Here is a 12349-nt window from a genome sequence, read left to right as displayed (position 1 = left end):
TTGCGCGGGATACGACCTCGGAGCCGCTGGACTTCTTGCTGCCGAACCACGCAATTTCGTTTGACAGACTCACAAACCCGAGGACAGACTTTCCGTCCAACCCAACCATCGGGAGTACGCGTGATTGCCGGCCAGACCAATCTGCTCGCAGATTGCAGCAGTTGCTTCGGTCTGTGCTGCGTCGCACTCCCCTTTTCCAAGTCCTCCGACTTCGCGACCAACAAGAATGCCGGCGACCCCTGCAAGAACCTGCAGCAGGATTTCCGTTGCGGCATTCACACCGGATTGCGAAAGAAGGGCTTCACCGGTTGCACCGTCTACGACTGTTTCGGTGCGGGACAGAAGGTTTCACAGCAGACCTACGACGGCGTCAGCTGGCGTGATGCCCCGGAGACCGCGTCAGACATGTTCGAAACCTTCCCTGTCATACGCCAGTTGCACGAACTGCTCTGGTATCTCGCCGAAGCCCGCTCGCTGAAGCAAACCCACTCGATACGAAAGGAACTCGACGCTGCACTCGCAGAGACGGAAAGCCTGACCAACGGCACACCTTCGCAGATTCAAACCGTCGACGTCTCAGCACACCGAGCGGCAGTCAACACACTGCTCTTGCAGACGAGTAACCTTGTGCGCTCACCGATCTCAACCAAGAAGGGTCGAAAACTCGACCACCGCGGCGCAGACCTCATCGGCGCCAAATTTCGTGGTTCCGATCTACGTGGGGCCAACTTTCGCGGGAGTTACCTGATCGGTGCAGACCTCCGCGACTGCGAACTCGATCGAGCCGATCTGATCGGTGCAGACTTACGCGGCACCGACATTCGCGGCACAAAACTCCGCGGCAGTATCTTTCTCACTCAGTTCCAGATCAACGCGGCGATCGGCGATTCGGCTACCACGCTGCCCGATTCACTGACCCGCCCCGGCCACTGGGCCTGAGCCAGACGACTGTTCGCGACTGTCAACTCCGTCGACGGAGAACGACCTTGTTAGCTTCCGGATCGACAGACACCCACGGCGGGTCACCGTCCGTTCCGTCCTCACGATGCATCAATGCGCTCTGACGCTGTTCGAATTCATGATGCTTGGACCCCTGAAACAGGGCAGCAACCTCTTCGAAGCCCGCGGCCGAGACCGGACGAGTCGTACGTCCCCGAGTCCACGGCAGTGCCCGGCCGCCGGTGAGCCGGTTCCAGAGAGTCTCGGCGAAAGCGAACAGGACCAGCAGCACGAGCAAGCCTGGCAGCGTCAACGCGAACAGAGTGCCCATGAAAGAAGTCTAGCGACGAACGCCCCCGGTCCCCTCGACTTCCGATCGGCCGCCCTATGTCTGGTCCCGCGGTCGATGATCTGCCACAATGCAAGCTGTTACGACTAGTAACACCTTCGGGGGGAGGATTTCACGTGAGCTTGATACTTGCAGCTACCGATCGTTCGGAGCTTGTCCAGACGCTTGGTACCGAATTAATACATTTCGGGCACCAGATACAGCTCGTCCGCACCGGGCGCCGCCTACTCGATGACCTGGACACCGACAGTTTCGATATCGCCGTGATCGATCTCCTGTTGCCGGACATCGACGGCTACGAGATCGCACGGCAGATCCGCTTGCGCAGTTCGATGCCGATCATGATGCTGGTGGATACCTACGAGGACATCGACGAAGCACCACATCGCGCTGTCTCGGACTTTGTGCTGAACCCGATCGATTCTCACGCGCTCGATCTTCGGGTCACCGCAATCCTTCGTGAAACCGCACATCCCGCCCCCGGCAAACACCAACGTCACGGTGACCTGCTCCTCGATCGACGTGCGATGACGGCGACGATGGGCGGAAAGCTGCTGGTCCTCAGCCGGACAGAATGGCGGGTGCTCCTGGAGCTGTCGACCGAGCCTGGGCGCGTGTACTCACGTGATCACCTGATCCGAAACGTGTGGGGTTCCGACCACGAAAGGACGCGTGTAGTCGATGCAACCATTCTCAGCCTGCGGTCCAAACTCGAATCCGATCCCGCGAAACCGAAGTACATCAAAACCATCAGGGGATTCGGATACCGCTTCGGCCCGGTCGACTGAAGTCGCCTTCGTGTCGGTGCCGCTCGATAAGCTCTTGTCATGGGTTGGTACACACCACAATCGGTCGCCCCGGATCTCTCCGACATCCTGGTGTGTGGCTGGACGGCGTGCGCAGAAGGAGAACACCTCCTCGTGCCCGATGCTTGCATGGACGTGCTGTGGATACGCGGCGTCGGCATACGCGTCTGTGGCCCCGAAACCGCTGCATGGTCATTCACTCTTCCGCCCGGAACACGCTCCGTGGGTGTTCGATTCCGCCCTGGATCGGCATCGCCGATGTTGCGAACCTCGGCGTCCGAGCTTCGGGATTCTCGCGCCGATCTCAGCGATGTAACCGACGCACGCACGGAACGAATACTGTTGAACCGCTTGGAAAATTCCGAAGACCACGAACAGGTCTCCATCCTCGAAAGCGCTGTTCGGAGTTGGGTAAGTTCGAGTTTCCGTCACGATCCGGTGATCAACCACGTTCGCACCGCACTGTCCGAACATTCGTGGAATGTCAGCTCTCTCGCCGACGCGGCGGCACTGACTTCGCGCCAACTCCAACGTCGATGCAACGACGCCTTCGGATACGGCCCGGCAACGCTGCGCTCGATCCTGCGCCTCCAGCGCTTCATGGCGCTCGCTCGCAGTCGACCCGCGCTGGGACTCGCTGAATCCGCAGCGCACTGCGGATTCAGCGATCAGGCCCACTTGACCCGTGAATGCCGCCGGATCTCGTCGCTGACCCCGGCGGCTCTACTCCGCACCCAAGCCCCCGACTGGCACGGGTCGGATACCGTTGTCGCGCTGGCGGAGGGAGACGCGGTCGCGTAATCCCGACCGCGCTCCCCCGCCGTCACTTCTGGCTGAAAAGCGTCCTTGCCGACCACAGCCCACCGAGGGAAAGAACTGCGACGGTCATGTAGTAGTAACTCGGGGCGTCGAGCGAGCCTGTTGTACTGATCAACCAGGTCAAGACCAACGGCGCGATTCCGCCGAGCAAAGTCACTCCGAGGTTGTACGACAATGACATTCCGGTAGCCCGGATCTCTGCCGGGAACAGCGAACTCATCAGGGCGGGCAAGGGACCGAAGGCAAACGCCATGATGACACCCAGGACCGAAACAACCAGGACGAGGGTCAGAGTCGACGGGTGATCGACCATCAATTTGAAAAGCGGCCAGGCCAAGACGATTGCCGCAACGGCGGCCCAGGTCATAACTCTCGCCGGTCCGACCCGGTCTGCTAGATGACCGATCAACGGCACGGTGAACAAGGTGACCAGTCCGGCGACGATGCCGCCGAGATAGCCGGCCGAGGCGGATACTCCGAGGTTCTTCACGGCAAACGTCGGCATGTACAAGATGAGATAGATCGAGATCGTCGCGACGCCCACTACGGCGGCCCCGGTCAGCACCCGGCCGAGATGCCTGGTCAGCGTCGTCTTCAGCGGAGCCTTTTCCGGGACGCTCGTCTTGAAATCGTCCGTTTCGTCAAGCTTGGCACGGATGTAGAGTCCGACCGGCCCGACGATGATGCCGAAGAAGAACGGAACGCGCCAGCCCCACGAGTAGAGCGCTTCATGCGAAAGGTGGGTGTTGAGCACGTATCCGAACAGCGATGCCAGGAAAACCGAGGCACCCTGGCTGGCAACTTGCCAGGAAGAGTAGAACGCCTTCTTGTGTGGCGCAGTCTCCACGAGGAAGGTTGTAGCAGTACCGAATTCACCGCCGGCGGAGAATCCTTGAATGAGACGCGAGACAAGGATGACGACGCCGGCCCACGGTCCGATCATCGAGGTCGTCGGCGCCACGGCCATGATGAGCGTGCCGATCATCATCAGCATCATCGTCAACGTCAAGGCGTTCTTGCGCCCGCGACGATCGGCGTAGCTACCGAGAACCATCCCGCCAAGCGGCCGGATGACGTACGAGATCGCAAACGTCGCGAACGTCAGTATCAAACCGAGCGTGTTGTCGCCGCCGGGAAAGAAATTATGGGCGATCACCACTGCGAATGATGCGTAGACGATGACGTCGAACCATTCGAGCGCGGCGCCGAGCGAACTGCTGATCACCGCCTTGCGAGCAGCGGCCAGGCGTTCCGGGGTGACTGTTCCGGAGGTTGGCGTAGTTGCCGTGGACATGGTTTTCCTTAGGGGGTCAGGGTGGGTCAGGCGCGGGCGTGAGCGATGACGTTCCGAACGAACTGCTCGCACTGTGCCAATTGGTCAAGTGTCACGTACTCGTCAGGTGCATGCGCCTGAGTGATGCTTCCCGGCCCACACACGACAGTGGGGATACCGATAGTCGCGAACATCCCGGCCTCGGTGGCGTACGCGACCTTTTCGTCCGAGGCCCGACCACCCCATTGTTCGACCAGTGCGGCCGCCGAAGCATTCGCATCCGTCTCCAGGGGAGGAACCGAGGCCGACACGTGCATCGTCACGGAGGCTGACGGGTTTTCTTCCTGCATCAGGTTTTCGATCCGATTCGCCTCGGCGGCAAAGCGTTCGAGCAAATCTGCGGCGCCAGCTGAGCTGATGCTCCTGAATTCGAAAGTGATGGAGCAATCCTCGGGGACAGTGTTCACTGCGATCCCGCCGGATACGAGATTGACCGAACACGTCGTCCAGGCCACGTCGAATGCGTCGTCGTACGGGCCGGACGCACGGAGCTCGTCGGCCGCGCTTCTGACGAATCGAATCAACTCCGCGCCGTATTCGATCGCGTTGACTCCTTGCGGAGTAAGCGACGAGTGCGCCGAAACACCATGCAGATCAACACGTATGACGTTCATCGACTTGTGTGCGCGAATGACCCGCATCTCCGACGGCTCTCCGACGACGCACACATCAGGGCGCAGGTTCCGGGAAACAACCTCCTCGACCAACCCGGCCGCACCGATGCAGCCGACTTCCTCGTCGTAGGAGAATGCAAAGTGAATCGGCTTCGCCAGCGGCCGAGCAACGATCTCGGGGATCGCAGCGACGACGATCCCGATGAACGACTTCATGTCGCACGTGCCACGTCCGTACAGGCTTCCGTCGCGAACGTCGGGCGTGAAAGGCTCGCTACTCCAGTCTTGATCGTCAACCGGCACTACGTCTGTATGGCCGGAGAACATCACACCGCCGGCAGTACTTCCGTCAGGAGGAGTGAACGTTGCCAACAAGTTGAGCTTCGTTCCCTCGTCATCGGCAACAAGTACCGGCTCGACCCCATGGCGACGTAATTCCGCCGCAATGAGATCGATCAACGGTCGATTGCTCACGGCACTCGTCGTATCGATTCCGATGAGGCGTTGCACCCACTCGAGGCTTCTCTCTGTCGGAACAGCGGGCAACGTGGTCGATGACATCTGGTTTCTCCCTTCACAGCATGAACGCGGTGGGCACTCGCCACCGCGTTCTGCCCTTCGAGCATGAGTGAAGTGATCCCAGACACAGTGAAGATGCACGATACTTGCACCATGATCGAAGAAACGCAGGATTCCGCCGTACTGGACGACGTCGACCTCGCCCTGATCAATTGCCTGCAACTCGACCCGCGAGCGTCGTGGCGCACGGTTGGCGACGCGCTCAAAGTGGATCCGGTTACCGTAGCTCGCCGCTGGCAGCGGTTACAGGATTCCGGCACCGCCTGGGTCTCTGCCAGGGCAACCGGCCATGGCCGTCCGGAGTCGTGTCTGGCTTTCGTCGAAGTCGACTGCACGACTTCGAACGCGTTGACGATTGCAGAACGACTTGCCCGCTGGCCGCACGTACTGAGCGTCGAACACACAAGCGGCCCAGGCGACTTGACACTTCTCGTCGAGGTCAGAGACATGGCTTTCCTGTCGCGCTTCCTGCTTCGGTCGCTCGCGTCGGTACCCGGGATCGTCAGTTCGCGTGCACACCTCGTCACCGAGGTCTTCGCGATCGGAGACGACTGGAAATTGCAGGTACTCGATGCCGCGCAGCGAGCGACGATGACAGACCGGCCTGTGCGATACAAATACGCGCCGACGGATCAGCGCCATCACGGGAAGACGTTCGACGCTGTCGACCGCCAATTGATATTGAAACTGGGTGAGGACGGTCGATCCTCGATTGCCGAGCTCACGGTCGGTACCGGCCTCAGCGAAAGTACGGTCAGGCGGCGACTTGCCGAATTGACGTCGCGCAACCAGATCGTGTTCCGCTGCGACGTGTCTCTGCCACTGTCCGGCTGGCCCCTCGTGACCTGGGTGTGGGGATATGTCGATCCCACGGACCGGTCGACGATTCGTGCCCTGGTGGAGCGAGTGCCGGGAACGCGGGTGTGCATGCGGATATCCGGTGGACGCGCCAACACACTGCTCGCGATCGCCGCACACTCCCTTCGCGAAACTCCCATTACCGAAGTACAACTCGCACAAGAGGCACCGGGCCTGGTGGTGCTGAACAGGTCAGTGGTGCTGCGATCGATGAAGAGGGTGGGCCGACTTCTCGACGACGAGGGCAAGAGTGCCGGGGTCGTACCGATGGACATCTGGGCGGAAGCCCCGGAGATCGAGTGAATGTCCGAAATAATCAATCACGATGCGCTGTGGCGGTGAAGGATTGTTGTCATGACTTCAACAGAGATCTCCCCCGCCCAGCGTTATCGGGATCTGGCTGCCGGATTCACGGCCCGGATCGACGCCGTACCCGCCGACCGCTGGGACGACGATTCCCCCTGCGAGGGCTGGACCGCCCGCGACGTGGTGAGACACGTGCTCGACAGCGAACGAGACATGGTCAAGGTAGTCGGCCTGGAATTGGCACCCGGTCCGTCGGTCGACGACGACCCGTCGGCAGCCTGGGCGGCCGTCCGCAATTCGATGCAGGAAATTCTGGACGATCCGGCAAAGTCCACCCTGGAATACGACGGACACTTCGGCAGGACCAACCTCGGGGCCACGGTCGAGGGGTTCTTGTGTTTCGATCTGGTCATCCACGGTTGGGACCTCGCGGCCGCAACCGGCACCGATACGACGATGCGAGACGCGGACGTGGAGTGGGTGTCGGAGATCGCCGCGGGCCTGGGCGAGTCGATCCGCATGAGCGGTGTGTGCGGCCCGGAAATACAGGTTCCGGACAACGCTGACAAAGCGACGAAACTCCTTGCCTTCCTCGGCCGGAAGGCGTGAAAAAGCACCCCTGACGTGGGCATTACTTCCATACGCATGTAATGTCGCGGTATGCCGGAACGCCGAAAATCCTCCACGAGTCCAGACCTGCTTGCGGCGGCATTGTTCGATGTCGCCGCGGAATCCGGACTGGAAAATGCCAGCGTTCGCGAGGTCGCAAAACGGGCGGGTGTCTCGATCGGCGCAGTGCAACATCATTTCTCGACCAAGGACGAGATGTTCGCATTCGCACTGCGAACACTCGTCGATCGATTGTTGACGCGACTGGCCGAATCGTCCGCCGACGCAGACCCGCATACCGCCCTGTTCCAGGCGCTCTCGCAACTCCTGCCCCTCGACGAGCAACGCACGCGTGAGGCGCATGTGCTCGCCGCGTTTGCCGTGCGCGCCGCAACCAGTGAGTCACTCTCCGAAATTCGCCGGACAACCCTGTTCACAATCCGCACCGGCATCTCGACAGTTCTGATCGGCATCGGAACTCCGGAAGCGGAAACCAGAGCGGCACTTCTGCTTTCAACCGTCAATGGATTGGCACTCGACGCACTCGGAAGCCCCGCCATGTATCCGCCGCAGTACCTCGATCACGCTTTGGAAACCCAGATCCGCCTCACCCTGCACGACGCCGAGAACCCGCTCGCCTCCGTCGGGCTCGCCAGCTGACGTGGAAGGAGTTGGACGCTTCGCGCCGAGCCCGTCTGGCGATCTCCATCTGGGAAACCTCCGAACCGCCCTCTTGGCTTGGCTTTTCGCCCGCACCAGCGGGCGCGACTTCCTCATTCGGGTAGAGGATCTCGACCGTGTCCGCCCCGGCGCGATGGAACGACAACTCGACGATCTGCGCAGGCTCGGCCTCACGTGGGACGGCCCAGTCGTATTGCAGTCACACCGTCTTCCCTTGTACCACAAGGCTATCGACCAATTGCGCGAGCGTGACCTGACCTATCCCTGCTTCTGCACACGCAAGGAGATCCTGCAGGCACCGTCAGCGCCCCATGCTCCAGACGGCGCCTACCCCGGCACGTGTCGGAACCTTTCGGAGGCCGAACGCGCCGAGAAATCGGCAAGTGGCCGATCTCCCGCGCTGAGGCTACGGGCCGGCATCGACTCGTTCACCGTCCATGACGAACTGTTCGGCGAGGTGACGGGACCAGTCGACGACGTCGTCCTGCTCCGCGGAGACGGGGTGCCCGCTTACAACCTTGCCGTTGTCGTCGACGACGGTGCACAGAACATCGACCAGGTGGTTCGCGGCGACGACCTCCTGACCTCGGCTCCACGTCAGGCATACCTTGCCCGGCTGCTCGACATCGAACCACCGTCGTACGCCCACGTTCCTCTTGCCTTGAACAGTGAAGGCAAGCGACTCGCGAAGCGCGACGGCGCAGTGACTCTGGCAGATCAACTCGAGGCCGGACGCAGTACCGAGCAGGTTCTGACGATGATCGCGTCGAGCATCGGTCTCGCCGAACCCGGCGAGGTTGTCACACCACCCCAATTGGCGGATCGATTCGACTCTCGCAAGATCCCCCGGACCCCGTGGATTTTCCCGGCGAAGTAAGTGACGTATCAATCGGTGCCTCGTCGGAACAAAACTACGATTGTCCGATATGACAAAGCCGTCCGCAATAGCTATTCGTTGGCAATTCTCGAATAGTGAAGTACGGTCGAGACTGGCGAAGGAAATTCAGGGCGAGTTGTTCCTGCAAAACCACGCCCGGGGATCTGAACCTGGAATCCGACCACAGTACCCACTTGCAGCATCCACGCTGACACGCACGTGCGGCACGGGCGACTCAGGACGAAAAGGAATACGCATGGTCCGCGAGCTTCGCGAGGCACTCGACGACCATCAATTCGAGGTGTTGTATCAACCCCAGGTCAATCTGAACTCGTCAGCAATTATCAGCTATGAAGCTCTTTTGCGTTGGCGCCATCCGCTGCGAGGGTTGATCGAACCTCAAGATTTCATGCGCTCCGCCGAATCCTCTGGGCTCATCATTCCCATCGGGCTACAAGCTCTGGAAATGATTTGTGCCCAAACAGCGTCGTGGCCTGAGCACATGATGGTCGCGGTCAACTTTTCGCCTCGCCAACTCGCTACCCCGCACGCCGCTCACGAGATCCTCGGAGCCCTCGACAGTTCACAAACGCCACTGAGCAGAATAATCGTGGAAGTCACCGAGCTCGGCGTCGTAGGCCGGCATGCCGCCGAGACTCTTCACGTCTTGCACAACGAGGGAATTCGAATCGCGCTGGATGATTTCGGGGCGGGCTTCGCGTCTTTCTCCGCATTGTCGGAATTGCCGCTCGATATTCTCAAGATCGACCAATCCTTGACCTGGGCCGTCAGCGCAGCGGGTCGTGCTGGAGACCGTGCCTTCATGGTCATGGAGTCCATCGCCGACATCGCTCGGAAGCTAGGGCTTGATTCGATCGCAGAGGGCGTCGAAACCGCGGAACACGCAGCCAACGTCTTGCGGGCCGGCTGCGACATGGGCCAGGGCTATTACTTCGGCAAGCCACTTCCTGCGTCGTCCGTCGTCACTCCCGTGTGAGCGCTCGCCACTTCAGCACGACGACACTTCAGTACGACGACGATGCACTCGCTATGAGTGCGACCACGAGAATCACGGCAAAAATTGCCAAGAAGGCCGCGCCGACCGCAATTCCGGCTATCGCAAGCCCTCGCCCCTGTTGACCTGTCTGCTTGATCTGATTGAGCGCGACAATTCCCAGAATGATTCCGACGATTCCGCCGAGACTGTAGAAGCAACCACCCGCAAGCGATACAACCAGCGATGCAATTGCGAGACCATTGGTGCCGACTGGCTGCATCGGCGGTGCGTACCCACCCGCGAATTGATTCGGTTGACCGTACGGGTTCGGAGGTTGGCCGTACTGAGGCTGTCCGTATTGAGCTTGTCCGTATTGTCCGGATTGCTGATATTGATTCTGCTGATACTGATTTTGCGGTCCGAAATTCTGCGGCGGCAGGTACGGGTTCGGTTCACCGATTCCGCCCGGCTGGGGGTTATTACCGGGCGGGTTGTACGACGGCGGTGGATAACCCGGGTACTGCTCGTTGGGAGTGGTATATCCGGGAACTTCAGGTGAAGACTGCGTTTCGGACGGGGACACGCCGTACCCCTCAGGAGGCAGGCTCGGAAATTCTCCGTACCCAGGTTTTGCCTGGTAATCGCTCGAAGAATCGTCGTTGTTGCCCCCGGAACTCGTCATACAACGCAGCCTAAACCACAGGTGACCTCCGAATCCAAGTGAGCAGATGTCATCCACATCGCTCTTTGATCCCAGTAGGGTCATATCCACTGTCACACTCGAGCGCGATATTTACGACTGAGGGGAACACATGACAACCGGTGGGTACGACCCCAACCAGAATCCAGAAGGCGGGAAGCAATTCCCACCCCAGGATCCATATGGCCAGCAGGGAACACCTCCTCCCGGAAGTTACCCCCCTCCCGCAGGCCCCCCGCAAGGCGGAAGCTACCCGCCCCCGCAGGGCGGAAACTTCCCGCCCCCTCAGGGTGGCAACTACCCGCCTCCCGGTGGATACCCGCCGCCGCCCCAGGGCGGAAACTTCCCGCCGCCTCCGCAGTTCAACGACCAAGGTGCGTACGGCGGAGGAAACCGGCTGCCCTCTGGCGCCGAAGCCGGTGGACTGGGTATTCGATTCGGCGCTCGCCTTATCGACTACATCATTCTCGGCCTAGTGGTCGGGCTCCTGATCATCTTCGTCGACTCGGGATACTGGATAACAGGCCTGCTGACTGCCCTTCTGACATTCGCATATTTCGTTGGGTTCGAGGTCACACAAGGTTGGACCCCAGGCAAGAAGCTCCTTGGGCTGTCGGTGAAGGCCCCGGGAGGCGCGGGCCTTCCCACTCCGCAGCAGTCCGCAATTCGCAACGCATTCAACCTCTTGTCGATCATTCCGATCATCGGAGGACTTCTCTCGCTCGTTGCGTACATCGTCATCGCGGTCACCATCAACAACAGCCCCACCAAGCAGGGCAAGCATGACGAGCTCGCTGGTGGAACTCAGGTAGTCAAGGGTTAGGTGCGCATATGACAACCGGTGGGCACGACCCCAACCAGAATCCCGAGGACGGAAAGCAATTCCCGCCCCAGGATCCCTACGGCCAGCAGGGAACGCCTCCTCCTGGGAGCTATCCCCCGCCGGCGGGGCCTCCGCAGGGCGGAAGCTACCCGCCGCCCGGTGGATACCCCCCACCTCCTCAAGGTGGCAATTACCCGCCGCCAGGTGGATATCCGCCACCGCCGCAGGGGGGAAGCTATCCCCCTCCCGGTGGCAACTACCCACCGCCCGGTGGATACCCGCCACCTCCCGGAGGCGGCAACTTCCCACCGCCGCCCGCCAATGACTACGGCGCAGGATTCGGTGGACCGCAGCTTTCCGTGGGCGCCGCAATTACCTACGGCTGGAACAAGTTCAAAGACAACGCATTGGTTTGGATCGGAATCTCGATCATCGCGTTCTTGATCGCCGGACTGATCCAGGGCGCTTTCAACGGCTTCGACTACACCAACACAGAGTTCAGCGCGCTGTCCATTGTGGGTGGATTGGTCACCGCTATCGTCGGCTACATCATCCAAGCCGCATTCCTTCGTGGAGCGTTGAGCGAATTGGATGGAATCAAGCCGGCTTTCGGCACCTTCTTCCAATTCACCAACATCGGCGCAGTTGTTCTCGGCGGTTTCCTGGTAGCAGTGGCAACTTACGTCGGTTTGGCTCTCTGCATCATTCCCGGCATCATCGCGGCGTTCCTGCTCTACTACACGCTGACCTTCATCGTGGACAAGAATCAGGATGCGATTTCGGGTATCAAATCGAGTTACGCGTTGACCTCGTCGAACGTCGGAACATTGGTCCTGCTGGCGCTCGCTCTGATCGGTATCAACATCATCGGCGCGCTGCTGTGTGGAATCGGTCTTCTGGTGACGGCGCCCGTCGCACTGATCGCCAGCACCTACGCATACCGCGTGCTGACCGGCGGTCATGTAGCTGCCTGATCAGTTCGTTTGCATCACCGAAGGCCCTGCGGTTCCACGTGAAACCGCAGGGCCTTCGGTGTGTTCTGCGCAACTGGACGGTCGC

At 60.6% G+C, this 12349-nt stretch carries 14 protein-coding genes; 10 read left to right on the top strand and 4 right to left on the bottom strand.

The features are described 5' to 3' along the window. Nucleotides 1-120 precede the first annotated feature (120 nt). Complete coding sequence (locus QM609_RS06360) at nt 121-939, top strand: pentapeptide repeat-containing protein (RefSeq protein WP_076948705.1); 819 nt, start codon at nt 121-123, stop codon at nt 937-939. A 22-nt stretch (nt 940-961) separates the two neighbouring features. Here the strand turns inward: QM609_RS06360 and QM609_RS06355 are convergent, their stop codons facing one another. Beyond that, a complete protein-coding gene (locus QM609_RS06355; protein WP_007731580.1) occupies nt 962-1270 on the bottom strand; it encodes a DUF6191 domain-containing protein in 309 nt (102 codons plus the stop codon). Nucleotides 1271-1404: 134 nt separating this feature from the next. On the opposite strand from QM609_RS06355, the gene QM609_RS06350 reads away from it, so the two are divergent. Beyond that, nucleotides 1405-2076 carry a response regulator transcription factor gene (locus QM609_RS06350; RefSeq protein ID WP_076948704.1) on the top strand — a complete coding sequence of 224 codons (672 nt, stop codon included), beginning with the start codon at nt 1405-1407 and terminating at the stop codon, nt 2074-2076. Between the two features lie 39 nt (nt 2077-2115). Then, nucleotides 2116-2895, top strand: coding sequence for a helix-turn-helix domain-containing protein (locus tag QM609_RS06345; RefSeq protein WP_003943809.1), 780 nt, complete (start codon nt 2116-2118; stop codon nt 2893-2895). A gap of 22 nt (nt 2896-2917) precedes the next feature. On the opposite strand, the gene QM609_RS06340 is transcribed toward QM609_RS06345, so the two are convergent. Both QM609_RS06340 and argE read right to left on the bottom strand, forming a co-directional pair. Continuing rightward, the gene (locus QM609_RS06340; protein WP_054188622.1) at nt 2918-4207 is read right to left on the bottom strand and encodes an MFS transporter; all 1290 of its coding nucleotides are present in this window, start codon (nt 4205-4207) and stop codon (nt 2918-2920) included. A 26-nt stretch (nt 4208-4233) separates the two neighbouring features. Then, nucleotides 4234-5421, bottom strand: coding sequence for an acetylornithine deacetylase (argE, locus tag QM609_RS06335; RefSeq protein ID WP_054188623.1), 1188 nt, complete (start codon nt 5419-5421; stop codon nt 4234-4236). 111 nt (nt 5422-5532) lie between these two features. Between argE and QM609_RS06330 the strand changes: the two genes are divergently transcribed. From QM609_RS06330 to QM609_RS06310, 5 genes are all read left to right on the top strand, one after another. After that, nucleotides 5533-6600, top strand: coding sequence for an Lrp/AsnC family transcriptional regulator (locus tag QM609_RS06330; RefSeq protein ID WP_064073653.1), 1068 nt, complete (start codon nt 5533-5535; stop codon nt 6598-6600). A 51-nt stretch (nt 6601-6651) separates the two neighbouring features. Continuing rightward, entirely contained in the window at nt 6652-7212 is a 561-nt protein-coding gene (locus QM609_RS06325; protein WP_050656464.1) for a TIGR03086 family metal-binding protein, read from the top strand. Nucleotides 7213-7263: 51 nt separating this feature from the next. After that, complete coding sequence (locus tag QM609_RS06320) at nt 7264-7872, top strand: TetR/AcrR family transcriptional regulator (protein WP_019746515.1); 609 nt, start codon at nt 7264-7266, stop codon at nt 7870-7872. Nucleotide 7873: 1 nt separating this feature from the next. Further along, on the top strand, nt 7874-8770 hold the full coding sequence (gene gluQRS, locus QM609_RS06315; RefSeq protein ID WP_050656465.1) for a tRNA glutamyl-Q(34) synthetase GluQRS: 897 nt from the start codon (nt 7874-7876) through the stop codon (nt 8768-8770). Between the two features lie 256 nt (nt 8771-9026). After that, entirely contained in the window at nt 9027-9767 is a 741-nt protein-coding gene (locus tag QM609_RS06310) for an EAL domain-containing protein (protein WP_003943863.1), read from the top strand. Between the two features lie 28 nt (nt 9768-9795). On the opposite strand, the gene QM609_RS06305 is transcribed toward QM609_RS06310, so the two are convergent. After that, a complete protein-coding gene (locus QM609_RS06305; RefSeq protein ID WP_047271551.1) occupies nt 9796-10449 on the bottom strand; it encodes a DUF4190 domain-containing protein in 654 nt (217 codons plus the stop codon). A gap of 130 nt (nt 10450-10579) precedes the next feature. On the opposite strand from QM609_RS06305, the gene QM609_RS29250 reads away from it, so the two are divergent. Continuing rightward, the gene (locus tag QM609_RS29250) at nt 10580-11290 is read left to right on the top strand and encodes an RDD family protein (protein WP_007731590.1); all 711 of its coding nucleotides are present in this window, start codon (nt 10580-10582) and stop codon (nt 11288-11290) included. A gap of 8 nt (nt 11291-11298) precedes the next feature. Beyond that, entirely contained in the window at nt 11299-12264 is a 966-nt protein-coding gene (locus QM609_RS06295) for a DUF2189 domain-containing protein (RefSeq protein ID WP_207624207.1), read from the top strand. Nucleotides 12265-12349: the final 85 nt, after the last annotated feature.

The organism is Rhodococcus sp. IEGM 1302 (assembly GCF_030056935.1).
Taxonomy (GTDB): Bacteria; Actinomycetota; Actinomycetes; order Mycobacteriales; family Mycobacteriaceae; genus Rhodococcus_F; species Rhodococcus_F qingshengii.
This window is presented reverse-complemented; position numbering and strand designations above follow the sequence as displayed.

Excerpts from the sequence above, each read along its gene's own strand:
- QM609_RS06345 (WP_003943809.1), top strand. The coding sequence starts at position 2,116 with ATGGGTTGGTACACACCACAATCGGTCGCCCCGGATCTCTCCGACATC.
- QM609_RS06320 (WP_019746515.1), top strand. The coding sequence starts at position 7,264 with ATGCCGGAACGCCGAAAATCCTCCACGAGTCCAGACCTGCTTGCGGCG.
- QM609_RS06295 (WP_207624207.1), top strand. The coding sequence starts at position 11,299 with ATGACAACCGGTGGGCACGACCCCAACCAGAATCCCGAGGACGGAAAG.
- QM609_RS29250 (WP_007731590.1), top strand. The coding sequence starts at position 10,580 with ATGACAACCGGTGGGTACGACCCCAACCAGAATCCAGAAGGCGGGAAG.
- argE (WP_054188623.1), bottom strand. The coding sequence starts at position 5,421 with ATGTCATCGACCACGTTGCCCGCTGTTCCGACAGAGAGAAGCCTCGAG.
- QM609_RS06325 (WP_050656464.1), top strand. The coding sequence starts at position 6,652 with ATGACTTCAACAGAGATCTCCCCCGCCCAGCGTTATCGGGATCTGGCT.
- QM609_RS06330 (WP_064073653.1), top strand. The coding sequence starts at position 5,533 with ATGATCGAAGAAACGCAGGATTCCGCCGTACTGGACGACGTCGACCTC.
- QM609_RS06305 (WP_047271551.1), bottom strand. The coding sequence starts at position 10,449 with ATGACGAGTTCCGGGGGCAACAACGACGATTCTTCGAGCGATTACCAG.
- QM609_RS06310 (WP_003943863.1), top strand. The coding sequence starts at position 9,027 with ATGGTCCGCGAGCTTCGCGAGGCACTCGACGACCATCAATTCGAGGTG.
- QM609_RS06355 (WP_007731580.1), bottom strand. The coding sequence starts at position 1,270 with ATGGGCACTCTGTTCGCGTTGACGCTGCCAGGCTTGCTCGTGCTGCTG.
- QM609_RS06340 (WP_054188622.1), bottom strand. The coding sequence starts at position 4,207 with ATGTCCACGGCAACTACGCCAACCTCCGGAACAGTCACCCCGGAACGC.